The sequence below is a fragment of the Solibacillus sp. GQ1 genome (assembly GCF_059758555.1).
The window spans coordinates 682134-708783 of record NZ_JCAXEX010000001.1 but is presented as its reverse complement, the minus strand read 5'-3'; the positions used below and the strand labels follow the sequence as shown (position 1 = coordinate 708783).

General features: G+C 39.7%; 21 protein-coding genes. All 21 read right to left on the bottom strand.

Features of this window, described 5'->3' with window-relative positions:
* Positions 1-6: 6 nt before the first annotated feature.
* The 21 genes from AC6CH1_RS03260 to AC6CH1_RS03160 all read right to left on the bottom strand — a co-directional run bounded on the left by AC6CH1_RS03260 (position 7) and on the right by AC6CH1_RS03160 (position 26402).
* A complete protein-coding gene (locus AC6CH1_RS03260; RefSeq protein ID WP_498316309.1) occupies positions 7-1050 on the bottom strand; it encodes a HEAT repeat domain-containing protein in 1044 nt (347 codons plus the stop codon).
* A gap of 1 nt (position 1051) precedes the next feature.
* Complete coding sequence (locus AC6CH1_RS03255) at positions 1052-1906, bottom strand: response regulator transcription factor (protein ID WP_498316308.1); 855 nt, start codon at positions 1904-1906, stop codon at positions 1052-1054.
* Positions 1907-1957: 51 nt separating this feature from the next.
* Entirely contained in the window at positions 1958-4159 is a 2202-nt protein-coding gene (locus tag AC6CH1_RS03250; RefSeq protein ID WP_498316307.1) for a hypothetical protein, read from the bottom strand.
* Between the two features lie 138 nt (positions 4160-4297).
* Positions 4298-4912 (bottom strand): PH domain-containing protein, encoded by a 615-nt coding sequence (locus AC6CH1_RS03245; RefSeq protein WP_498316306.1) that lies wholly within the window; start codon positions 4910-4912, stop codon positions 4298-4300.
* Between the two features lie 76 nt (positions 4913-4988).
* Positions 4989-6563 (bottom strand): phytoene desaturase family protein, encoded by a 1575-nt coding sequence (locus AC6CH1_RS03240; RefSeq protein WP_498316305.1) that lies wholly within the window; start codon positions 6561-6563, stop codon positions 4989-4991.
* A 342-nt stretch (positions 6564-6905) separates the two neighbouring features.
* Positions 6906-7649: a 16S rRNA (uracil(1498)-N(3))-methyltransferase gene (locus tag AC6CH1_RS03235; RefSeq protein WP_498316304.1), complete on the bottom strand. Its 744-nt coding sequence runs from the start codon at positions 7647-7649 to the stop codon at positions 6906-6908.
* 82 nt (positions 7650-7731) lie between these two features.
* Positions 7732-8670, bottom strand: coding sequence for a 50S ribosomal protein L11 methyltransferase (gene prmA, locus AC6CH1_RS03230; RefSeq protein ID WP_498316303.1), 939 nt, complete (start codon positions 8668-8670; stop codon positions 7732-7734).
* Between the two features lie 14 nt (positions 8671-8684).
* Entirely contained in the window at positions 8685-9806 is a 1122-nt protein-coding gene (gene dnaJ / locus AC6CH1_RS03225; RefSeq protein WP_498316302.1) for a molecular chaperone DnaJ, read from the bottom strand.
* A gap of 670 nt (positions 9807-10476) precedes the next feature.
* The gene (gene dnaK / locus AC6CH1_RS03220) at positions 10477-12330 is read right to left on the bottom strand and encodes a molecular chaperone DnaK (RefSeq protein ID WP_498316301.1); all 1854 of its coding nucleotides are present in this window, start codon (positions 12328-12330) and stop codon (positions 10477-10479) included.
* A 92-nt stretch (positions 12331-12422) separates the two neighbouring features.
* A complete protein-coding gene (grpE, locus tag AC6CH1_RS03215) occupies positions 12423-12980 on the bottom strand; it encodes a nucleotide exchange factor GrpE (RefSeq protein ID WP_427710818.1) in 558 nt (185 codons plus the stop codon).
* Between the two features lie 77 nt (positions 12981-13057).
* A complete protein-coding gene (hrcA, locus tag AC6CH1_RS03210; protein WP_498316300.1) occupies positions 13058-14083 on the bottom strand; it encodes a heat-inducible transcriptional repressor HrcA in 1026 nt (341 codons plus the stop codon).
* Between the two features lie 128 nt (positions 14084-14211).
* Positions 14212-15357, bottom strand: coding sequence for a radical SAM family heme chaperone HemW (hemW, locus tag AC6CH1_RS03205; RefSeq protein WP_498316299.1), 1146 nt, complete (start codon positions 15355-15357; stop codon positions 14212-14214).
* Between the two features lie 139 nt (positions 15358-15496).
* A complete protein-coding gene (locus AC6CH1_RS03200; protein ID WP_427710822.1) occupies positions 15497-15823 on the bottom strand; it encodes a geranylgeranyl pyrophosphate synthase in 327 nt (108 codons plus the stop codon).
* A gap of 513 nt (positions 15824-16336) precedes the next feature.
* Positions 16337-17857, bottom strand: a complete 1521-nt coding sequence (locus tag AC6CH1_RS03195; protein ID WP_498316298.1) for a methyl-accepting chemotaxis protein — start codon at positions 17855-17857, stop codon at positions 16337-16339.
* 436 nt (positions 17858-18293) lie between these two features.
* Positions 18294-19160, bottom strand: a complete 867-nt coding sequence (locus AC6CH1_RS03190; RefSeq protein ID WP_251689148.1) for a 2-oxoacid:ferredoxin oxidoreductase subunit beta — start codon at positions 19158-19160, stop codon at positions 18294-18296.
* A 2-nt stretch (positions 19161-19162) separates the two neighbouring features.
* Positions 19163-20896: a 2-oxoacid:acceptor oxidoreductase subunit alpha gene (locus AC6CH1_RS03185; protein ID WP_498316297.1), complete on the bottom strand. Its 1734-nt coding sequence runs from the start codon at positions 20894-20896 to the stop codon at positions 19163-19165.
* 771 nt (positions 20897-21667) lie between these two features.
* The gene (locus tag AC6CH1_RS03180) at positions 21668-21934 is read right to left on the bottom strand and encodes a stage V sporulation protein S (RefSeq protein WP_251689152.1); all 267 of its coding nucleotides are present in this window, start codon (positions 21932-21934) and stop codon (positions 21668-21670) included.
* A gap of 131 nt (positions 21935-22065) precedes the next feature.
* Positions 22066-22788: a CpsD/CapB family tyrosine-protein kinase gene (locus AC6CH1_RS03175; protein WP_498316296.1), complete on the bottom strand. Its 723-nt coding sequence runs from the start codon at positions 22786-22788 to the stop codon at positions 22066-22068.
* Entirely contained in the window at positions 22789-23514 is a 726-nt protein-coding gene (locus tag AC6CH1_RS03170; protein ID WP_498316295.1) for a YveK family protein, read from the bottom strand.
* Positions 23515-23547: 33 nt separating this feature from the next.
* Positions 23548-25383, bottom strand: coding sequence for a polysaccharide biosynthesis protein (locus AC6CH1_RS03165; RefSeq protein WP_498316294.1), 1836 nt, complete (start codon positions 25381-25383; stop codon positions 23548-23550).
* Positions 25384-25904: 521 nt separating this feature from the next.
* Positions 25905-26402, bottom strand: coding sequence for a VanZ family protein (locus tag AC6CH1_RS03160; RefSeq protein WP_498316293.1), 498 nt, complete (start codon positions 26400-26402; stop codon positions 25905-25907).
* Between the last annotated feature and the right edge of the window lie 248 nt (positions 26403-26650).

Here is a 26650-nt window from a genome sequence, read left to right as displayed (position 1 = left end):
GTATCATCACCCTAACTTCATGACTTCCCTTGCTATATCCGCCGCATACAAATCTTTTTTACTATCGATTATTTGCTGCAATATTACTTGTCCCTTTGGCATATTCAATAATGATAAGGCCGCCTGTTTACGTACTTGCCAATTCGAATCGGCTATTAGCAGCTCAAGAGCTTGATAGGATTTCTCCTCTTTTACAAACCGCAATATTTTCGCCATCATCAGCCTCTCCTCCCAGCTGGCAGAATCAACAAAGCGCTCATACAGCTGCAGATTCGAAATCATTCCGAATGAGGCAATCGCTTTTAGAACCCGGATTCTTAACTCCTGATTGTCCGATATTAACAAACGCTCATAGAAAGAGAGAGAATCATTACTTACATTTGTGCTTAAACTCAGATAATCAAGAAGAGCAAGTTTCAGCACGATTGGCAAGGCATCAAAATGATTTGTGAAATAGTCGATATACCCTTCATCAATCGTCGATAACAAAAGTTTATATTCATAGTCATTCAACGGTAATTTCGGTTGATAAACATGGGCATAAAACAAATTCCGATTATATTTCGCGACTACCCGCAACATTAGTAAATATTCTTCCATCTCATAATCACGTTTGTGTTTTAAATGCTGCTCAATAATCGGTACTAAAAAATCCAGTTCCAGCAATAATGTACGCTGCAAAGCATTCAGACGGACCGATCGATCACGGCTTCTTATTTGCTCGATATAGTAATCCTGCATATTCAATGAAGCGTATTCGGAAACTTTCTTGTGAATCGTCTCATTGTTGAGTGTAGTCAAATAAGAAACAAACAAATGATCAATTGCCTTCATTGTAATATTATTTTCCGGCCGGTGATCCAGCGGTTTATCATAAATAAGATAGTTATACCACTCTGTTTTATATTGTTCGAAATATACATTCATCTTTTCATTGATCCGATTTCTTTCCATCCCTTTATATACTAAATACATAAATATACAGAAAATAATAATCAGCATGATGATGCCGACTATGACCGACCCGATTAAAAATTGACGATCAATCATATTAACGCGACCTTCTCAAATGATTTTTGATGCGGATCTCAAATATTTTCAAGTTAAAGGGACGGACAAAGTAAGCATCAGCACCATTTTCAAGGCAGTAAAGCTGGGCTTCTTCAGAATTACGAGTTGATATAAATAAAATCAAATACTTTTGATCATTAGGTAAACTGCGCAGAAAATGCAATACCTCAAAACCATTTTTCCTTGGTAATATATCATTCAGCACGACAATATGAGGATGCTCACTTCGGTACCAGTCTGATTCCATAAATTCAAGTCCGTCATTAAACACCCGGACCTCCAAATCCTGTTCAGCGGTTTCCAGATTATGAAACAGATTCGAAAAGATCGATTGTGTAATATGATCATTTTCGATTATGCTTACTTTCATCTTGATTCGCTCTTTTTCCATAAAATGAGGAATAGCTATCATTTGTGTCTCTGAAAAATCCAGGCTCTTCATCTTTTTCTCGCCAGTATCCAGTACTTCTTCAAGGGGATGAGAAGAATTTGCAATTTCTGCAATTACAGCTACAAGCGGCATTTTTAATGGTGACATCGCAGTTTGAAGCCGACCAAGAAATGATTTGGATTCCATTACTTTGCTGATTGTCAGTACCAAAATGACATATTGTTTTGACTGATGGGCAAACACAAAATCTGATTTTCTTAAATTTTCTTTTACTACCTGATAGAAATCTTCGTAACTCACAGCAGCTTCCTCTGAATATTTCACGAAAACAAACGTAAAATGAATTCCCTTTTTTCTTATATAAGCTTGCTGCAAATCATAGAGTTTCTTTAACCCTTGAAAATTTCCAATCCTATTACTAAACTGACTCGTCGTTACTTCCACCTGTACTTCACCCCTATTCACGCAGATAATCTGATCATTGCTGTTCACGATTCATTGAATATTTAAGAATTTTTCCTGCAAAATATAATACGATTCCTTCAAACGTTCCTTATATTCCGGAAGAGTCCAGCCTTCCCATGTATAGCTTTTCAGGTCTGACTTATTTGCCGGGACACTCAGTTTCGCTTCATCATTTTCGATCATCAATAGCCCAACTTCAATCCCTTCTGTAATTTCCCTAGTCATCTCCTCATTCGCATACAAATCAGCCCATACTTCCCGACGGCTAGGATCGGTAAAGTTCAGCAATAGCCACGGAATACGGATTTCCACAACACCAGCCGCTTCATTGACTTCATAATCGGCAAGCGAATCATAATCCGGGCTTTCCGGATTGCCGTTTCCTTTCCTCAGCTTTCCAGTCTCGTATTTTTCGAATGGATAGGTCTCATCGAGTATTGGAATCGTCAGCTGTTTATTCAGTGCATACTCAATAGGGTTAAATTGCCCGCTGTTTTTTTGAGTTACACCTTCAAATGGAACTTGCTCCAAACGTTCACCATATAGTTTCTGAAACAGATCATAGTACGCATCCACTTCCAATCTGCTGTTTTCCTCATCTTTAATCGCGAGTACAAAATCCGCTTCGTTTAACAGCGGATAACCTTTATACGACGAATTCCCTTGGTTTTTTACTGTACTGAAGTAAATCAATGGATAATAATCATTTGAAAACTCCACATTTTTTGCATCTAGCCGTAAATATAAATACCGTTCATCAGAATCCATAAACATGTTCAGCTGTTTAGTTTCATACACCGCTTTTTTACCTGACCAGTCCGATGTATCCCCATCTACTTTTATTTTCAATGTATCAAAGCTGAGCAGTCCGAATTGCTGTTCATTCGTTTGCGCATTTGACCAAAATGGCCGTTGATCCGGATTATCGAGATCCATCGTATTCCACGTCCTTTTGAACCATTCATCCTGCCAGGAGAATACTAAACCACCAAGCATGCCTTCGTGCAGAATATCTTCATAGAGACTGACTAAATATTCCCCTTGCTGACGCTCTGTCACAAATCCCTGATTCCATCCAAACGGATTTTTATGGGTCAATCCGCGCGAAGCCGGGATGCCGAATTCCGATATTAGAATCGGCAATCTGTGCGCTTTCTTCAGTTCATTCAAATACGCTGCATAGTTGTTTGGCTTGCCGCGATGGTCGATATACTGCAAATACTCAGGGGTAAAGTTCATAAAATCAGGGTAATACGGATACACATGATAATTTGCAAATTGACCAACTTGCTGAATTTCGTTTTTTTCATATATAACATTCGGATTTACCGACGCCATATCTTCCTCTTCACTCGGTTCATACGGATGGTCGAGTAAATCAGTCGTTACCCAATTCGTAAAGCTGAATGGACGCATCCAACTGTATTGCTCTATTTCGTACTTGGCGGCATACTCCATTTGTTCCGCAAGCCATATTTCAAATGGTGACGCGTCTTTTGTCGCAAAATACCGGCCGTCGAATTGAGACTTGCCTTTATATTTTTCATTCACAGATTGAACTGCCTGCGGATACCATTCGATACCGATCATCCACCCTATTACATACGGAGCTACATTGGCAGTATAGCTCCCCGATGCATGACCAGGCTGATGTTCAATTTCTGCATTGCCGTGAAGAATATCGATAATATTTTTCATTTCCTTTTGGAACTTCTCCGTCGGTTCACCATATACATCCAACTGCTCAATTACCGGTTCTTCTTCGAGCCATACCCCATGGAACAAGTAAATCGGTTGTTCATGCGATTCATTATATTCGAGCAACGCTTCATAGAATGCAGGTGGATGAATTGTGTAAATTCGAATAGCGTTTGCATGCATTTCACCGATTGCCTTAAGCCATCCTGAATAATCTTCCTTATTTATGCCAGCTTCACCCGGGAATAGACCCGGTTTTGCCATCCCGATATTTACCCCTTTAATCGTCATTTTCTGCCATACGCCGTTTTGCAACACTTCATATTTATCGTTCAATATCCGGGCATTATAGGCAACCCCCTGCTCATAGACCGGTTCAACCGATTTTTTGGCTATTTGTTTTGAGTTCGGGGAATTCACGTTAACATCATCTCTTTCTGAAACGGATTGATTATTCATTAGATAAATCGCGAGCGGAACCGAAATGAGAAGCAGTAATCCAAGTAAAATCAACTTTTTCTTCAACAACGCCACCTGCCATTATTCAAAATAATTTAAAAGGGAAAGAATTACTTTATTGTTTCTCTTCCCCTTAAACACGGAGGAGAAACAGAAAATGGCTGATAGAAAAGGAAAACACCCATTTCTATAAGAAATGAGTGTTAGCTATTATTAGTTATTAATATATTTTTCGAAAACATCTCCGAAATCTTTTTTCACAAATGATTTCTTTTGCTCCAGCAGCCAGCTATGTGAAAATGCTGTGATTTCCTTAAATGCATCAGCTGGTGAAACACCCTCATTACCCGCGCGGCCGATTGCAGAGGCAGCTAAATTCAAGCTTTGTTTTGCCGCATCCATGCTGAATGTATTCGCCTTCTGTTCAAGGGAAATGGCATGAAGCGCTTTGTATAGATCTTTAATTTCCGTTAAGTGTTTTTTATGAATATCAATGCTTAACGGCATATTTCCGATCACAAATTTAATTTCCACATCCAAATCAATTGTTCCGGCCGTTTCCAGCAGCACTTCTTCAATCGCAAAATGTTCGTAGTCATAGCGGCGTAGCATACGTTTTTTACTGATTGCATTTGCCCCGTCCACATGGATTAATGCATAGTTGGTGAAGCAATACTCATCCGCTTTTGTTTTGATCAGAAAATAGATTTGTTCATCCACTTCATTAAAAATAAAATCATCTGCATCTGTTTTGTCAAAGTCCTGTCTTGAAATCACTACCCCGATATCTGATAACCCTAATGCATCCGATGCTAATTTTTTGAACATTGTATTGCCTCCTTTAATTGAATAGTTATTATACGTTTCCATTTAATTAAAAGTTTCATTACATTACAATCCTTAGTCAGACATTTGTTTGAATGGCTGCAGGCTGATGCTTTAATTGGGATTGTTTCTTTCTATACAGTTCCACTTTCGGCAGTGGTTTAACCGGGAGTAACGTCTGTTTATCCTGCTGTAAAATGCCGTTTGCTGTAATTCGGGCTGATTCCAGAATAATCGGCAAGCCACTGCCCGGGTGTGTACCACCACCAACTAACCAGCAATGATCGAGCTCTTCAAATTTATTGCGCGGGCGGAATACAAGCATTTGCGATAATTGGTGCCCTAAATTGAACGTTGCCCCTTTATATACATGAATATCGCGTTCCCAGTCAGCTGGTGTAATCATGCGCTCCTCTTCGATATATTCCCACATATCCTTAACACCCAGTTTATCCGCTACCATATTTAAAATCATATCCCGGAAAGGACCTGCCTTTTCCGACCAGTCGATACCGCTCATATTATTCGGTACCGGAACTAAAATGTATAATGTCGACTTCCCTTTTGGTGCAACCGTTTCATCCGTAACGACGGCATTTTGAATGTAAATCGAAGGATCCTCAGACATCAATTTCGTTTTTGTAATTTCCTCTACATTTTTTCGGTAATCTTTCGCAAACCAAATTGTATGATGCGGTAAATCAAATCGTTTATTGACACCTAAATACAGCATGAACGTTGAACAAGAGTATTGTTTTTTCTCAAGTTTTTCAGGTGTATATTTTTTTAACAGGCCCGGCTCAACAAGATTTGTCATCGCATGCGCAAAATCTCCGTTAATGATGACTTCATCCACTTCGATTTCCTGACCATCTTCCAGCAGTAAACCCGTCACTTTTCTGCCATTTGTTTTTAATTTTTTCACACCGTTATTGAGAAGGATTTTCCCACCTGATTCCATCACAACTTTTGCCATCGCTTCCGTCAGCTTATTAATACCACCTTTAATGTGGTAGACACCGTACGCATGTTCAATATACGAAAGAATCGAAAACGCGCCAGGACTTTCCCATGGAGACATCCCTAAATATTTTGCCTGGAATGTAAAAGCGAGCTGTAATTCCTCTTCGTTATAAAACTTCGACAGCGTATCAACAAGGGAATTTCCTACTTCCAATTCTTTGAACGCTTTCATCACTTTCGGGTTGAACAAATCTGTCAGCTTATTCATCGGAGCCTGCAGCACAGGGGCAAGCACTTCAAGTTTCTTTTGTGTCTGCTCCATATAACGTTCATAGCTCCCCTCATTTCCAGGGAAAAGCTCGTTGATTTGACGAATCATTTCATCTGCATCACGTGTCATATTAACTTTTTTGTTATGGTAGATTAATTGATACATAGGATTCAAATCAATCAAATCCACATAGTCGTGAATATCGCGACCTGTTAATTCAAAAATCTCTTCTGCAATGTACAACATATTTAAAAACGTCGGGCCCATATCAAATTTATAATCACCAAGCTTAATTTCGCTTGTTCGACCACCTACATAAGCCTGCTTTTCATAAATCGTTACTTCATAACCTTTATGCGCCAATAACATGGCGACCGCTAATCCACCAGGACCTGCCCCTACCACTGCAATTTTTTTCATTTATAGTTCCTCCCTGTTTCGATTCGATATTGTACAATGTTTCATTAGCGTAAAATAATTTGTATAACGTTTAGAGGTTTCCTTTAATCTTTTCGGTGTTAATATTAATGAAACTCTATATTAAAGCTGTTTATAATAAAATTTTATCAATAGATGCCGTTTTATGTTATACAAACATTATACATATTTACTTTTCATTATACAAGGGGGAAATACATTTAATTTGAGATAGTTTATAAGTAGTGGGGGGCCTGTTTACAAAACAAAAAGCCTTAATTTCTCTTTGCGAGAGAAATTAAGGCTTGCTACTTTTTATAGGTCTGTTAATTCAAACCCAATCCATTATTCAAATTCATAAGAAATTGCAGCCAACGCATACAATGGCGCCGTCTCTGCTCGTAAAATACGCGGCCCAAGTGACATTGTCTGTGCACCGGCTTCAAGCAGTGATGCCGATTCATTGCGGGAAATGCCGCCCTCAGGACCGAAAATGCACAGGATGCGCGGCGTTTTATCCGCATTTAACGATTGCAGCTTTTGCTTAAATGTCGTACGTGTCGCCAACTTCGCATCCTCTTCATCTGCAATATATACAGCATCATAGTTAGAGAATGTTTGTACAAGCTGTTTGAAACTGATTGGTTGTACAACATTCGGGACATATGTACGATGCGATTGCTCAGCCGCTTCCTGAGCGATTTTTTGAAGGCGTTCCTGGTTTTTCTTCGCTTTTTTATCATCCCATTTTACAATTGAACGTTCCGCAGCAAACGGGATTAATGCATGCATACCGAGCTCTGTCGCCTTTTGTGCAATCAGTTCCAGCTTATCGCCTTTTGGCAGGCCACATGCAATATCGACTTTAACCGGCATTTCCGGCGAAGGGATTGTCGTACCTGTTTTTTTCGCATATACATCCTGGTCCAGCTCGGTAATTTCACAAACATACGCTACATTATCATGTACAACAATGATTTCTTCTCCCACCGTCATGCGCATTACTTTTGAAATATGGCGCGCGTTTTCTCCGGAAATGATAAATTGGTCCATTTCATTATCCACTGTATCTACAAAATATCTTTGCATTGTCTTCACTCCTTGTTGATAACGTAAAAATCGAACATTTTGCCCATTAGCAAAATGTTCGATTTTCGATTAAACGATTTAATTAAGGACGACGTGAAATAATCGCTACCCAATCTTCCATCATTAATACTTCTTCAATGACAAATCCGGCTTTTTCAAGAGCTGCTTTTACATCATCTTTCTTCGCCCCGATAATGCCCGATGTAACATAAATACCGCCTGGTTTTACAATTGAAAATGCATCATCCGTAAATGACATAATGATTTCCGCTAAAATATTCGCTACAACAATATCAGCCGGTTCTTTTACTGTGTCCAAAAGATTACCGTGGAATACTTCAACAATATCACTCGTTTTATTCAATTCAACGTTTTCACGTGCTGCATTTACTGCCACTTCATCTAAGTCCAATGCATGAACACTTTTCGCTCCAAGCATGGCAGCACCAATTGACAGTACGCCAGATCCTGTACCAACATCGACAACTGTGTGGTCATGCTGTACAACTTTTTCAAGCGCCTGCAAACACATAACTGTTGTAGGGTGTGTTCCTGTTCCGAACGCCATTCCTGGATCCAGTTCAATGATCAGCTCATCCGTTGATACTGGTTTGTAGTCTTCCCAAGTCGGTACAATTGTGAAGCGTTCTGAAATTTTTACCGGATGGTAGTATTGCTTCCACGCCGTTGACCAATCTTCTTCATCAACTTCACAAAGTGTTAATACATTTTCACCAATATTAATATCAAAGTTTACAAGGTTTGCGATTGCAAGCTTAATTTCTTCGATTGTTTCCGCTAAAAAACTTGAAGCCGATAAATATGCTTTTACAATGACACCTGTTTTCGGAAAATCTTCAGGATTCAGTGCATAAATTTCACCAAATTTATCGATTCTCTCTTTGTCTAATTCCTTTGAATCTTCAATTACTACACCGCTTGCACCAGCTTCGTGTAAAATGTTCGTCACTGCATCAACAGCTTCATGCGTTGTTAAAATCGAAAGTTCTGTCCATTTCACTTGCAATACACTCCTTAGTCGCCTTTAATTTTTTTCTTAATTTTGTCGAACAGGGAGCTTCCGTGTTCTTCCGGAATGTCTCCACTAATTTCTGCAAATTCACGTAACAATTGTTTTTGTTTTTCCGTTAGTTTCGTCGGTATTACAACGTTTACGATGACATACTGGTTCCCCATGCCATAGCCGTGTACATTTTTTACGCCTTTATCTTTCAGGCGGAATTGCGCACCGGATTGTGTACCTGCAGGAATTTTCAGCTTCACTTTCCCGTGAATTGTCGGTACTTCGATTTCATCACCTAATGCTGCTTGCGGGATAGTTAATTTTAATTCATATAAAATATCGTCGCCGTCACGTTCGAAATATTCATGCTTACGAACATTGAAAATAATGTATAAATCGCCGGCAGGACCATTGTTGAATCCTGCTTCACCTTGACCTGCTACACGTAATTGTTGGCCATCATCCACACCTGCCGGGATCGTGATTTTGATTTTTTTCTTCTTCGTAATTGTACCAGTACCGCGACATGGCGAACATTTTTCCACAATGATTTTACCTTGACCACGACATGATGGACAAGAACGTTTGTTTACCATACGGCCAAACGGTGTGTCGACCGCCTGGTTAATTTGGCCCGCACCATTACATTGTGAACATGTTTGTGGCTGCGTACCTGGTTTTGCACCAGAGCCGTTACATGTATCACATGTTTCTTCTTTTGGAATTTCAATTTCTGTTTCTTTTCCGAATACTGCTTCTTCGAAAGAAATGTTCATACGGAACTGAAGATCGTCGCCTTTACGTGGGGCGTTTGGATCTTGGCGTCGACCGCCACCGAAGAACGAACTGAAGATGTCCTCAAAACCGCCGAATCCAGCGCCGCCGCCGAATCCGCCGCCACCAAATCCTGCATTTGGATCTTCGTGGCCGAATTGGTCATAGCGAGCACGTTTTTGGTCGTCTGACAGCACTTCATATGCTTCTGCGACTTCTTTGAACTTTTCGTCCGCGCCCTCTTCCTTGTTTAAATCAGGGTGATACTGTTTTGATAATTTACGATACGCTTTTTTTATTTCATCTTTGCTTGCACCTTTGCTCAGGCCAAGTACTTCATAGTAATCGCGCTTACTCATTGTTCACTCTCCGCTCTTTTTACATAACGTCTATTTTAACATGTTGAAAAATTGATGTATAGCTTTTGCTTTGGTACTTTTTTATAGGAATATAAAGTGTGGGCCATCTAATATAGTCCCGTTCTTTTTATTACGTGGAAGTTATAAGGTGCCTTTTCCTTCATAAGCCCGTTGTGCTGCGTTACGGGACACAAATACTAGTACATACACTATATCAATATAAAGTGTACGTTTTTTTATATTGTCCAGTGCTTTCCATTTCGGGTCGGACGCTTTCCGCGGGCACGGCCTGAGCCTGTAGTCTCAGGCGTCGTGCTGTTCCCGCAGGAGTCGCCTCCCCTTCATTCCAAGCACTTCCCGGTTAGTATTAAATTTCGTATTCTAACTAAATTGAGCTACATTCTGGTTCGAACTTCTACTTTCCCGGTGAATTGTTCTATTTTTCATTGAAGAACTTCCACTTTAGCCCCTGAACTTTCTACTTTCGCTTCCATAAGTTCTACTTTTTCAACTAATTCTTCTAATAAAATTCGAACTCCCGCGAACCACGGGCGATGCTTCCTATTCCGCCTTGCCTCGCCCACTCTCCCGAATAAAAATGGGGCTTATGACAAACTTAAAAGCCAAAGCCGCAAGCGGTCTTTGGCTTTTATGTGGAAATCAGAAAGAATTATTTATTGTCTTTGTCGTCTTTTACTTCTTCAAAGTCAGCGTCTACGATACCGTCGTCTTTTTGACCAGCGTCTGCTGCGCCTTCGAAGCCTTCAGCGCTGCCTTGTGCTTGAGCTGCTGCTGCCGCTTGCTCGTAAACCTTCATTACTAATGGTTGTAATACGCCTTCTAATTTTTCTTTAGAAGCTTTGATGCCTTCAAGCTCGCCTTTTTCTAAAGCTGCTTTTAACTCGTCGCGTGCATCTTCAACAGATTTCTTTTCGTCTTCTGTGATTTGCTCGCCTAAGTCTGTGATTGTTTTATCCACTTGGAATACTAATTGATCTGCTTCGTTGCGAAGATCTGCTTCTTCTTTACGTTTCGCATCTGCTTCAGCGTTTGCTTCTGCATCTTTCACCATACGCTCGATTTCTTCTTCTGATAAACCTGAATCAGATTGGATCACGATTGTTTGTTCTTTTTGTGTACCTAAGTCTTTCGCTTTAACTGATACGATACCGTTCGCATCAATATCGAATGTTACTTCGATTTGTGGAATACCACGTGGTGCTGGTGGAATATCAGATAATTGGAAGCGACCAAGTGTTTTGTTGTCTGCAGCCATTGAACGTTCACCTTGTAATACGTGAATGTCTACTGCCGGCTGGTTGTCTGCAGCTGTTGAGAACACTTGAGATTTAGATGTCGGGATAGTCGTGTTACGATCGATCAGTTTCGTCATAACGCCGCCCATTGTTTCGATACCTAATGATAATGGTGTTACGTCTAATAATAATACGCCTTGTACGTCACCAGCTAATACGCCACCTTGTACAGCAGCACCCATTGCTACTACTTCGTCAGGGTTTACGCCTTTATGCGGCTCATGACCAGTTGCTTTTTTGATTGCTTCTACTACTGCAGGAATACGAGTAGAACCACCAACTAAGATTACTTTATCTAATTCAGAAGCAGAAAGACCTGCATCTGTTAATGCTTGACGAGTTGGAACGATTGTACGCTCAACTAAGTCTTTTGTTAAATCATCGAATTTCGCACGTGATAATGACATTTCTAAGTGAAGTGGGCCATCAGCACCAGCTGTGATAAATGGTAATGAAATTTGAGTAGAAGTTACGCCTGATAAGTCTTTTTTCGCTTTTTCAGCTGCATCTTTTAAACGTTGCATTGCCATTTTGTCTTTTGATAAATCTACCGAGTTTTCTTTTTTGAATTCTTCAACTAAATAAGCGATGATTTTGTCGTCGAAATCGTCACCACCAAGTTTGTTGTCACCTGCTGTTGCTAATACTTCGAATACGCCGTCAGCTAATTCAAGGATCGATACGTCGAATGTACCGCCACCTAAGTCGAATACTAGAATTTTTTGGTCAACGTCTTGTTGATCTAAACCGTAAGCTAAAGCTGCAGCTGTTGGTTCGTTGATGATACGTTCTACTTCTAAACCAGCGATTTTACCAGCGTCTTTAGTTGCCTGACGTTGAGCATCGTTGAAGTAAGCAGGAACTGTAATAACAGCTTTTGTTACTTTTTCGCCCAAGTAGTCTTCAGCATAGCCTTTTAAGTATTGTAAAATCATTGCAGATACTTCTTGTGGAGTGTACTCTGTATCTTCCACTTTAACTTTTTCGTTCGTACCCATTTTTGATTTAATTGAAATAATTGTGTTCGGGTTTGTTACAGCTTGGCGTTTTGCTACTTCACCAACTTGTTTTTCTCCATTTTTGAATGCTACTACAGATGGAGATGTACGGTTACCTTCCGGGTTTGGAATTACTTTTGGTTCTCCGCCTTCTAATACAGATACACAAGAGTTTGTTGTTCCTAAGTCAATACCGATAATTTTACTCATAATTTAATTTTCCTCCTAATAGTAAAAAACAAAATGTGTTTGATATGAAAATCTAAATTTTAAATATATAGATAGTACCGAAAAGCACTAAATTACTCGTTTACAGATACCATCGACGGACGCAGTACACGGTCCTTTAACTGATACCCTTTTTGCAGTTCGCGTAAAATGACGCCTGTTTCCTTTTCACTGTCCTGCTCCTGCATTACAGCTTGGTGGAAGTTCGGATCAAAGCTTTCGCCTTCTGCCGGAATGATTGTAAGACCTTCTTTTTGCGTTGCAGCAAGTAACTGGTCATATACCATCTGTACACCTTTGTATAATGAAGCCGCTTCTTCTGTCGTCACTTCTACTTGCAGTGCACGGTCTAAATTGTCCAGCACCGGTAAAAGTTCAGTTAATAAGCTTTGTGCACGGTATTTCTCAGCTGCTTCACGGTCTAAACGGTTGCGTCGTGTTAAGTTATCGTAATCTGCACGCAAACGCAAGTAACGCGTATCCTCTTCAGCAAGTTTCGCTTCAAGTTCAGCGATTTTCTGATCTTTTTCATCTACTGCGTTTTCTTCTGTTTCAGTAGTTTCAGCTGTTTCCACTACTTCTTCCGTAGTTTCTTCTTGCTGCAATTCTTCATTGTTTTTTGTTTCTGACACTTCTTTTCCTCCTCGAGTATCAATCATTTATGAATTCAGCGGTTATGTATAACATTACGACCGCTGATTCAATGGCTTTACTGCTTTTTATCGAAAAACGCTCTGGACAGACTGTTTGTCATAACATCCAATAATGTGACAACACGTCGGTAATCCATGCGCGTCGGACCGATAATGGCGATCGCCCCCTGCTGTTCTTCCCCTACAAGGAAGGAAGCGGTGATGACACTGCAGTTTTCCATCGCTAAATGATTGTTTTCTGAACCTATTCGGATTTGAATACCATTTTTCTGTTCATTGAATAAAGTTTGAACTTGGCTTTCCTTGTCGATCAGATCCATCAGCATTCGCATTTTTTCTAAGTCATGGAACTCCGGCTGATTCAACATGTTGGATTTACCACCGTAATAAACTTTATTTTCGTGATGGTTTGAAGTAATGGATAACAATGACCGGACAATCGAATCGGATGCATGAATATGAGACTTCAATACCGATATTGCCTCAGTTTGAAGCTTTATCGGAAGTTCATATAGTGGTACACCGACTAGGCGGTCATTCAAAATATTAACCATCTTTTCAATATCATGCGGGTTAAAACCCGGTGGTAACGTTAGTGTGCGATTTTCTACATGACCGTTATCTGTGATGATAATAGCCACCGCTGTCTGTTCTGTTAACGGTACAATCTGAAATTTTCTGACACGATGTTTTTGAACATCCGGACCGAGTAAAATGGTCGTGTATGTCGTCAATTCCGATAATATATTTGCGGATTCTTTTATAATTTGTTCTGCTTCAACAATCTGCTTTTTAAAGAGTGACTGGATTTGCGCTACTTCGCCACTCGTAATGATTTGAGGCTGAAGCAAATGGTCGACATAAAAGCGATACCCTTTTTCAGAAGGGACCCTGCCTGAAGAAGTATGCGTTTTTTCTAAAAAACCTAACTCCTCCAAATCTGCCATTTCATTACGTATTGTAGCAGCACTATACGTAATACCTTCTTTTTTGGATAGTTGACGCGAACCAACAGGCTGTGCTGACATCACAAATTCGTCTACGATTACTTGCAATAGTTGTAACTGCCGATTTGTTAACATCTTTCTCACCTCTGTTAGCACTCGATTAAGAGGAGTGCTAATATATTTATAAATTAGCAAATCTCTATATTGATGTCAATGAATTCGTCCGTTTTTTTTAACTTTTTTCAAGCACCGCTGCAAAAAAATTATTCCCCTACTAAAAACCGCTGAAATACTTCATTGCCGATAAAACGGCCTTTTCTTGTTAAACGGATCCCTTCAGAGTCAATTTCAATAAGTTGCTCTTCCCGTAATTGATCGATTATTTCCTTATATATAGAAAGCATCGGCTGACCGAATTTCTTTTCAAATTCTTCATGTGTCACGCCGTCAGATTTTCTTAACCCTAAGAACATCTGCTCTTCCAGCTTTTCATCACCTGTCACATCATGCTCATGCAATAAAGGACGTTCCCCTGCCATCACCGTTTCAATATATTTTTTGATCGGTGCGACATTCGAATAGCGTATTCCTTCCAAGTAACCGTGAGCACCAGCGCCAAATCCTGCGTATTCGTCATTATCCCAATAGATTTTATTATGTGTTGACTCATAGCCTTCATTCGCAAAATTGCTAATTTCGTACTGCTGGAGTCCATGCGCTTCCATCGTATCCATCAAAACACCATACATGTCCGCTTCAAGATCTTCTGTCGGCAAATGAAGCTTCCCTTTCGCATACTGAATATAAAAGATCGTTTTAGGCTCTACAATAAGCGAGTACGCCGAATAATGCGGCAGTTTCAATGCCAAAGCCTTTTCAAGCGTCTCTTGCCATTGCTCCATCGTCTGGCCAGGCAGACCATACATTAAATCAATACTTATATTTTTAAATCCAACATTTTTTGCGTTTTGGATCGTTTCATATACATGTTCATTCGAATGGGTACGGCCAATTTTCTTAAGCAGTGACTGGTCGAATGATTGGACGCCCATACTTAAACGATTGACGCCTCCATTATAAAGTGCCTGCAATTTATCGATTGTCAGTTCATCCGGATTTGCTTCACTACTAAACTCTTTTACGGATGACATCGGAATATGTTTCGTAATGAGCGATAATAATTTTTCTATTTGCTGTGCAGACAATGCAGTCGGGGTACCGCCACCAAGGAAAATCGTTTCGATATTCGTGAATGCTTCCGGCATTTGCGCAACCGTCATTTCCATTTCCCGGCCAAGCGCTTCAATATATTCATCAACTGGCTGATTTTTAAAAAATACTTTATTAAAATCGCAGTAATTACAAATTTGATGACAAAAAGGAATGTGAATATATACACCTCTAGCCATTTAAATCACTTCCTTATTCTAGTTGTTCTCCTTTATTGTAGCCTTTATCCACTAAAATACAAATACGGACCCTCGGAAAAGAGACAACAAAAAAAGCTTTGCTAAATGAAGATTCATTCAACAAAGCTGGATTAATTTATTAAATAGAAAATACAGGCTCTTCTTTATTCATTAACATTACCAAATCAATAGCTGTCATTTCAGGCAGCTTTGCACAAAATTGCTTTGCTTCTTCAGCAGTATCGAACTGGAAGGCATCCAATTCTTTTGTTATTTCATATTGATCATCCAATAGTTGGATCATATAAAGGCGTACAGTTGGATGGCAACGCTTTGTTGCATCAAAGTTTTCCCCTGCAATGACAATACCTGTATCCGCTGAAGTTTTGCTAACGATCGTTTCGATGATATGTAGCTCATCCTGGACAAACCACTTCGGTTCGATTAGTTGAATTTGACTGTTCATAAAAAATACATCCCCTTATTTAATATATTTATCTAATGACAAAACTAATTGATCACAGCAATTATTAAGTATTTGCCAAGTTGAACATAACACTCTGCCCTTTTACAAACATTCAGAAAATTGAAGTCTGTATTGAAATGAAATGGTAAGATACAAATATTTTTTACTAACTATTCTCTCTATATAATTTCATATTAACCAATAAAATACGCTATTTTTATACCAATATTCTACTACAGTCAATAATTTATTAAAAGCTACATTCTTAAAAATATTCTTAATATTAAATCAATGACTATAGGTGTATTGTATTATGGAATAAATTTACATATCATTCATTAATATGACTTCTTGATTAAAGATACCAGTTTTCATGATAAATTTCATCAGTTTTCAGAAAATAATTACAAATTTTATCGTATTTTTATCTTTTCTTGTAAATTACTTATAAATATTACAGTAATATATCAAAAATTAAAATGCTTTCGACAAAAACTGTCAAAATCAGCGTAATCAGATTTGAAACCGTTTGACTGCATGTGTTAACGAACGCATATTTTTTGCAATGCTTTGAATTTCTTCATAAATTTCTGACGTTGAATTTTTCTGTATGTCAATTTGCTCCTGAATCTGGTGCATCGAAACGAGATTTTCCTCGGAGCGGTTGCTTAACTCCATCGAACTTTGTGCAACATCATGGGTATGACTGGAAATTTCATTCATAATAGTAGAAACTTGCTCCATTTGCGGACCGATCTGTTGTACTTGCATCGTAATTTCCCTGAACTTGGCCGCGCTTTGTTCCGTTGTCGTGACCCCCGTATCAACACTTCTCATCGCATTTTCCATATTGTTCGTCGCTTCGAGAGTTCCTTGCTGAATTTTTGTAACGATTGTTGCAATGGATTTTGTGAACTCCTGCGATTGTTCCGCTAGTTTACGCACTTCTTGGGCCACAACGGCAAAACCTCGTCCATGTTCCCCTGCTCTTGCTGCTTCAATGGAGGCATTTAGTGCAAGCAGATTCGTCTGGTCGGCAATCGAGTGAATCATCGTCACAGCTCTTGAAACATGCTGTGTCTGTTCATTGAGCTGGGTAATTGTATTGCTTGCTGTTTGCATCGCCTGTTCCACATCCTGCATCTGCATCAGATTTTGCCCGACGATCGATTCACCGTCTTCAGCCTGGGCGATCGTTTCCTTTATATAATGGTCAACATAATGCATGCGCTCGGTTATTTCGTCAATCCCGGCAGCCACCTGCTGTACAGATGCTGCGTTATCCGCTAATCGGGTCGCTGCATATTGCAGTGATCCTGTCATGTCATCAGAGCTTGCGGCAATACGCATTGCCCCTGTTGTAATCTTCTCGGCATTTGTTTGAAGCTCGTTATTCGCTTCTGTCGCCGATTCTGTATTTTTCCGGACTGATTTTAAAAGCTCCTTCATATCCCCAATCATTAAATTGTAGTATTTCGTTGTTTCCCCCAGCTCATCGCGAGCCGAGTATGTCGCGTACTTCGTTAAATCCCCTTGCTGCACAAGTTTAAATAGCTGTTTCAGCTCGCGGGTCGGCTTATTGATCGAACGAATCGCCTGAATGCCGAAAAACAGTACAAGCAGCATTAAAATCATCGAGATCGATAATAAAAGACTGTAGCCGAATTTTATATCATTTTCATGACTGGCTAATTGTGCGGATGCCCGCTCGATTATGTATGCATCAATTTCCTCAAAGAGATCGATGGATGGGTTACTTGCCAACTGCTTCATATAAAACTCCATTTTGGAATCAAAAGCGTCTAATCGCTCCATGGACTGTGTGGGGATTTCATTCGTTTGTAGATACTGTTGTTCGAATTCCTGCATCATATGTAATGTCATGAGCTTTTCTTCATATAAAGCCTGCGCTTCCCTTTCCATTTTCCTCAAGTAATCCATACTAAATACGGTTAAAATGATATTCGAGCAAATACAAATGATTATTAATACGGCAAGCCGGTCTTTAAATTTAATCGCATTCCGAAAGCGCACGTTACACTACCTCATTTATCTATGTATTTTGATTTAGTATAAAGGGGCTGTGTAAATAGATTTATGTAAATATGTTAATTTGTTGTAAAATTCTATCATTTCCGAGGCACAAATCCATCCATAACCTGAAAAAATAATCGGAAAAATTTAATCGCCGTTTTTTTCATTATTTTAGACAATTACACCGATTTATTCGTCAAATCATCTGAAAATAGCTTGCAGTACATCGCCGGACTATTTATTAGCCAATTGTTTATCCATATTCGCCAACTGGAACCGGATTATCGTCACATCACTTTACTTATTCATACTTCCCCAAGATAATCTCCAATTCAATATATATTAGCGAAATAAAATGTTTATTCGCCAACTCCCGCCCACAACAAAAAAAACTATACAAGCCGGAAATCCCAGCCTGTATAGCCCTATAAACTATTTACATAAATTCCTTAGTCAGCTGATCAAATTGTTCTGCTGATAAGCTAATATCGATATCTGTTAACGGCAGCTCTGAATAGCCTTTAATTTTTTCCTGATACGAAGTTGTTTCAGTATCCTGATAAATAATACCTGTTACAAGACCTTCATGGCGCATTACTGTTTGCATCGCCAATTCGCGGTTAGATGAATCATAGCCTTCGATGTCAGCAAGCTTTGTTAAATTCTCTTTGAACCAGTCGTACGTATTTACTTTGTTGTACGTTACACATGGCGAGAAAACGTTGATGAACGAGAAGCCTTTATGGTTCAGGCCGGCTTCGATCATCGCTGTCAGTTCTTTAATATCTGTTGAGAAGCCTTGTGCCACAAATGTCGCACCTGCTGTTAACGCTACTTCTAATGGTTTTAATGATGGCTCAATCGCTCCGCCCGGTGTTGATTTCGTAATAAAACCAGCAGCAGAACGTGGAGACGTTTGGCCTTTTGTTAATCCGTAAATTTGGTTATCCATTACTACATACGTAATGTCGATGTTACGGCGGATTGCATGGATTGTGTGACCCATACCGATTGCGAAGCCGTCACCGTCACCACCTGAAGCGATAACTTTCAGGTCTTTGTTCGCCATTTTAAGGCCTTGTGCGATCGGTAATGCACGACCGTGAATACCGTGGAAGCCGTATGAGTTAATATAGCCTGAAATACGACCAGAACAGCCGATTCCTGAAATAACTGCCAATTCGCTTGGTTCATAGCCTACGTTTGCTGCTGCACGCTGAATCGCCGCTTGTACGGAGAAATCACCACAGCCTGGACACCAGTTAGGTTTTACGGAATTTCGGAAATCTTTAAATGTTGCCATGATTAAATTTCCTCCTTCACTAAGTTTGTTAATTCACGTGGTAAGAATGGTGTACCATCGTATTTTAAAATCGATTTAGTCTTCGCGTGACCACCGATATTCATTTTCATAACATTTGCAAGCTGACCTGTCGCATTGTTTTCAACGACAATCACTTTTTTCGCTTTATCCATTAATGCACTCATCTCTTCTGCAGGGAATGGATGGATTAGCTTAATATGTGCGTGGTTCACTTTTACGCCTTCAGAGTTCAGCTTTTCCTGAACTTCTTCTATTGCTCCGCGCGTTGAGTTGAAGCCTACAAGCAATACGTCCGCGTCTTCATGTGGTGCGTTCACGTATATCGGATTTTCAAAGCGGACATGCTGTAATTTACGCATACGCTTATCCATTTGCGTGCGACGGTTGCCCGTTGCTTCAGATGGCTTCCCTGTTTCATCATGCTCTACACCCGTTACGTGGTGAATACCGCCTTTTGTACCTGGCAGGACACGTGGAGAAACGCCGTCTTCTGTATTTTCATAACGCTTGAAGTAATCTTTTGATTCTACATCTTCAACCGCTTCGACAATTTTGCCGCGGCGAATTTCAATTTTACTGTAATCAAATGGACCAACCGACTGCTTACCTAATGATAACTGCAAGTCTGTCATCACGATAACAGGTAATTGTAATTCTTCGGCAATGTTAAACGCCTGGATCGTATCGTAAAACGCCTCTTCCATTGTAGAAGGCGCAATAACGACTTTCGGGATTTCACCATGCGTACCGTAAAGCATCGCCATTAAATCCGACTGTTCCTGCTTTGTTGGTAAACCTGTAGATGGACCACCGCGCTGTGTATCGAAAATAACAAGCGGCTGTTCCGTCATACCTGAAAGACCGATTGCTTCCATCATTAATGAAAGACCCGGACCAGCTGATGCTGTGAATGCACGCACACCACCGTAGTTTGCACCGATTGCCATTGTTGCTGCAGCAATCTCGTCTTCTGTTTGAATAACCGCTCCACCTACTAATGGAAGCTTCTTAATCATATATTCCATAATTTCAGATGCTGGTGTAATCGGATATGCTGCCATGAAACGAGAGCCGGCTGCCAATGCACCTAATGCCGCTGCATCGTTACCGATCATGAACATACGGCGTTTTCCGTCTGCAGGCGCAATTTCCCATGTGCCAACACGGTCACCGATTTGCTCTGAAATCGCTTGACGACCGCGTTCAATCGCTTCAATATTTTTTGCTACGACTTCTTCACCTTTACGTCCGAAAATTTCATTTACAACACTTTGGAAAACTGACTCATCCAAGTTTAAAAGCGCTGCCGTTGCACCAATCGCCACCATGTTTTTCATTAGAGACGTACCAAGCTCAGCCGCAATTTCCGTAAATGGCACCGCGTATAATGGTGCGACACTGTCTTCCGGGTTCTTCGGATCAAATTTTGCATCCGCTAAAATGATACTGCTTGGTGTTAATTCTTTATAGTTCACGTCGATCGTTTCCTGGTCAAACGCGACTAGTATATCTAAGTCGTCCGCAATTGCGCGTACTTCTGTCGGACGAACCGTAATTTTATTATTCGTATGGCCACCTTTAATACGAGAAGAGAAATGACGGTAACCGTATAGGAAATACCCTAGACGATTCATTGCCATTGAGAAGATTTCACCTGTACTCTCAATCCCTTCACCTTGCTGCCCACCGACTTTCCATGAAAGCTGATGTAACATATCAACATCTCCTTAAAGTTTCTGTATTTATAAATAAAGCGTATAAGATGCTTTATCGAGCAGCTGCCGATTGCACAGCCTTGTAGAAATCAATTACGCTAATGCGTAATTGCATCCGAATTCGGTTTTGTGCTTGCACAAAAAAATTCCTTATCGAATTCGTGATATCCGCCGGTGCTTAACTTCTTTCAGTGAATTAGTATTTCACTTAAAAGGTAAACACTTGCTTTTATCCTGCCTCTTATAAATATAAGAAGACTTCTACTGAAAGAAGTTATTTTTCCTACATTAGTTTAACATGAAGTTTTCGTCTCTACTATTGCAAATGTCATATCGAGTTAAAAAATCAGACCTTTGACGGAAAGTTCTGTACACAAATTGTTTTGATGTAATTTTAGATTTCTATTCCCTTAAATTTATATGGGAAATCTTTAATTGGAGGACGATTGATTATGTAAAAGGGTTGCGTTCTAGAAGAAGCGATTTGCTGTTCCAGTATATGGGTGATAATTTAATTTTCTCTTAAAAGTGGAAGTGACGAATATCTGTTCACTATTGACGATTATGTACTGAAAAGTGACGATTAATTGTCCGGAACTGACGAATAAGTACACGCATTAGAAGATTATTCTTATCAAAATGACGATTAAATTCTTTAAGCGTACTAATTGGCGATAATTTAAATTCCTTCTATTTAAATATACCCCGCAAACAAAAATACACCCGCTTAGCCCAGTTTGGGTGCTAAGCGAGTGTATGGGTCTTCATGAATTAACGAGTTCTTTTTTCAACGAGTAGTTTTAATGCCGTACGATCTTCTCCTGCAATGATAATGTCCGCGAAAGCCGGTGCACAAATTAAATCTGTGCCGCTTGGGGCTACAAACCCTCGAGCGATTGCTACTGCTTTAATTGCCTGGTTTAACGCACCTGCACCTACCGCCTGCATTTCAGCAAACCCTTGCTCTCGTATAACCGCAACGAGTGCTCCTGCAACAGAATTAGGATTAGAACGAGATGATACTTTTAATGAATCCACAGCTATTTCCTCCTCATCTAGTACTGCTTTATCTTTTTTTCAGGCTGTTTTTATTGCCTGTACGTCATTGTATGCGCTTCAATGACCAATTAGAATCCGATTTTTGCAACTACCGTAAGAAATTATTCAGTTTATTCAGCATAACGATAACCATCATAATAATTATAATGATCTTTTGTTTTGTAGTTGTTCAACACGACACCCAAAATCTTTGTGTGCGAAGCCGCCAACAGCGTCTGTGCTTTTTTCGCCGCACGTTTATCGATTACACCGGTATTTAAAATCATAATGGCACCGTCGCATTTATTCGCCAGTATCTGCGCGTCAGTCACCGATAATAACGGCGGTGAATCGATAATGATGATGTCATACCGATTCTTAACCTCTTGAAGCAATGCATCCAATCCTTGAGATGAAAGCAGTTCAGCAGGATTTGGCGGGATAGGGCCACTTGTTATGACATCAAGCCCTACAATAAATGTTTCCTGAATCGCCTCATGCAGTTCCGATCTTCTGGCCAGGACATTTGAGAGACCTACTTTGTTGAATGTTTTAAATGTATGATGAAGCGTCGGCTTACGCAAATCGGCATCAATTATGAGTACCTTTTTGTCTTCCTGAGCAAATACAACACCAAGATTCGCCGCGTTCGTTGATTTCCCTTCCCCCGGAGTAGAAGACGTTATTAAAATCGTTTTTAACGGCTCATCCGGCATAGAAAATCTAATATTTGTACGGATCGTACGGAACTGCTCGATAACATGGGATTTCGTTTCAGTAAAAGTGACAAGCTTCCTTGCTGCATTTACATTTTGCAGAACATTTTTCTTTTTTCTCAGACTCAGCCTCACCATTTAACCTCTCCTCGCTTTTCGGGGAATTAATGAAAATCTCTTTTGATTTTCTTCTTTAATCAAATCAACCATACCGATCACCGGTAATTCCAGATAATCTTCCACATCGCGCTCACTTTTGATCGACATATCCAAATACTCAATGAGGAATGTCAAACCTATACCAAGCATGACACCAATAACAGCGCCAATTGCGATATTCATCATCTTATTCGGCTTTACCGGCGACGGATTTTCGCTTAATTTCGCTGCGGATAAAATGGAGATATTATCGATGCTCATTAACTGTGGAATGTTCTCTTTAAACACTTCCGCTACCGTATTCGATATGTCCACAGCTACTGCCGGATTCGGGTCCTCCACACGGATATTGACGACTTTTGAATCCGTTTTACTAAACACCGATATTTGCTGTGCCAGCTGCCCTGTCGTTTTGTCCAAATCAAGGCTTTCCAGTACTGGAGTTAAGATGACCGGACTTGTAATAATGACTTGATACGTATTAATTAAACTTAAATCGGTATTAGTACTTTGCAATGAATATACTTGATCGGCATTGCCTTTTTGATTCACTAAAATCTGCGTTTGCGCATCATAGATCGGGGTAATCGCATAAAAACTGATACCAGCTGCCACTGCACATCCAATTACTGTTAGAGCAATAATTAATACAAGCCGCTTTTTAATGATTTTTATTATTTCCTGTAGACTGATTGTTTCTCCCAATGGTTTTCCCCCTCAACTGCTTCTATATATAATTCAGGCACTCGTTTCCTGCACACTGATCACATCTTGATTCCACTTCGCATTTGCAATTTTAATCAGTTTCGTCTTTAATTCAGACGACCGACTCTCATCAATGTCTTTCAGTAAAGCAATCAGCAACTGCCCTTCAATACTACTCGCTTTGCCGACATGAATTTTCGGGTAAATATGCTCTTCCTGAATCTCTTCTGCGTTCAATAATTCCTCGTACATTTTTTCACCCGGTCGAATTCCGGAAAATTCAATTTCAATTTCCTCTTCCGAAAAACCGGATAGACGAATCAGGTTTTTGGCCAGGTCTACAATTTTCATTGGTTCTCCCATGTCGAGGACGAATACTTCTCCGCCTCGAGCAAGTGCTCCCGCCTGCAGTACGAGTCTGGACGCTTCCGGAATCGTCATAAAATAGCGGGTCATATCAGGATGAGTAACTGTAACAGGTCCGCCTGCCGCAATTTGCGCTTTAAACCTTGGAATAACACTGCCTCTTGATCCAAGAACATTACCAAAACGAACAGCAGCAAAATTTGTATCGCTGTATGTTGCTAGATTTTGAATGATGATTTCGGCGATACGCTTTGTCGCACCCATTACATTCGGCGGGTTGACCGCTTTATCGGTTGATATCATGACAAAATTGGGAACACCGAATGCATGGGCTGCCTCGGCTATATTTTTAGTACCGAAAATATTGTTTTTTACCGCTTCCCGAGGGTTACTTTCCATCATCGGTACATGCTTATGAGCTGCCGCATGATAAATAATATCCGGTTCCAACTCTTTAATGACTTCGAAAATCCGCTCCCTGTCCTGCACATCCGCAATGACCGGAATAAATTCTATATCCTTGTATTCAGTCTTTTCAGATAATTCTAGGTGGATTTTATAGATGGAGTTTTCTCCATGCCCAAGCATGATGATTTGTTTCGGATGAAAGTGAGCGGTTTGCCGGCAAATTTCCGAACCAATCGATCCCCCCGCACCTGTAATAAGAATCTTTTTATTCGTTAAATTATTCGAGAGCGCCACCATATCCAATTTAACTTCTTCCCGGCCGAGCAAGTCTTCGATTTTAATCTCCTGCATATCGTTAACTGAAACTTTACCGGTCATTACATCTTCAATTTTCGGCATGATTTTAATCGTTGCTTTTGTTTCACCTAAGCGATGATAAATTTCACGGATTTCTTTTTTACTTAAGGAAGGGATGGCTAAAATAATTTCCTGGATTCCCTTCGTCTGTACAAGTTGCGGGATATCCTTTGTTGTTCCGCATACATTTACGTCCAGCAGTTTTAAATGCTGTTTATTCAGGTCATCATCCACAATTGCGACTACGTGAAATTCTGATGGATTTCGCTTCAGACTTCGCAGCAGCATTGTCCCCGCCTCACCAGCACCGACAATTAATACCCGTTTTAAATCAGCAGTTGGTTTGTGGGAAGACCAGTCATGAGCAACCCTCAGCAAAAAACGCGAACCGCCGATTAATAAAATATGTAGCAGCCAAGTAACAGCCATCACACGAAAATAAATATCCTGTTTAATGACATACTGCATGGCACTAGCTGCTAGAACAGAAATCGTAACGGCATAGCCGATTATAAGCAGCTCTTTAACCGATGCCAAACTCCATAGCCTGTTGTACAAATGGAAAAAATGGGCCGTAATATGGTGACTGATCAGCAGTGTAACGGCAGTTAAAACAATGACTGTATCCGAATAGACCGTTAATGATGGATGCAGTAAAAAATAACTGATGAAAATGGCCGACACGACAATTAATGAATCCACAATGGAAAATGTCGTGTATCTTGCAGTGTAGCTCAATCAAAATCCTCCCCCGACTAGACAATACAATGTTTAATAATTAGTGTCCGAAATGCTTAGCAGCTTTGGACATTGGGTACTAAAGACTACCAATCCTTTAAATTGCTATTAAAATCTCACTTATGATTCTAAATTACTCTCACAATCTCCTCCCTTGTACAAATGACGTAAAAAGGAACTATATAATTCCACCTTATATTTAACTTTTTACATCATTACCCAAATATATAGTTATTTTATCATACCATAAATTATTCCAAACTATTCACTTTCCCTAAAAAAAGAAAGTAAAACCTCGTTTTCGACAAAGTTTTACTTTCTTTTAATTTATTTTTTTCTTTTTAAATATTGAGCGAGATGATCAGCGATACGATGCAAAATATAATCACGATGATAATCCCCCATTTCCATCGCTCTTTCATCATGGGCTCCCTTCGTTCAATAGTTCATGTACCTTTATACATATTCATAAAGACGGGGAGCTATTCATGGATTTTATTAATTTCTTGGTAATAAAGTTGTTAACGTTCGCTTACTTTATATCTAGAGTTGGTTTTTCTGTTTTCCGAACGAGCCTTGCCGGTTTTTCCAATCAAACCGAGAAGCGTCGCCACAGTAATTCCCGTCGCAGCCCCTGCCCAATCGATAAAAATGTCTTTAAATTGAGCGCCTCTTCCGTCAACGAACAACTGATGATATTCATCGGTCACTGCATAGATCATACATACAGCCAGTGCAATTACTGCGCTGGTCGAACGCTTTAAACTCGTTAATTTTAGTGCCAACAGTGCAAAAATACCGAGGAAGAAGTAAATAATAAAATGCGCATTTTTCCGGACAATATGATCTACTTGTCCCTCATTTACGTTTTCAAGTGGCGTCACTTTTTCAGCAATATCTATCATTTGTTTAGTAATCGTTTTACTTAAACCGCCCGATTCATATGCTGGTTGTTGTGAAAAGTAAAAAATGAGCACCATCCACAATACAACAATCAGCCAGGCAATCAGTTTTCTCATTTTTGTTTTCACCTCTTTTAAGAAAAATAATTTCGGTCAGAATATTAAGTCTCTATAATTATTTCCACATGTTTTCCATTTTATTCTAATTTCATTACGAATGCTATTGTCTATTCTTAAATATTCAACAGATTTTACAGGTTAGTGGATAGGGATGCAAATATAATCCTCACTACGATTGACTTTATCCTCAATCAGAATCGTTAATCCTCAATTTCAATTATAATATCCTCAATTACTTTTTATAA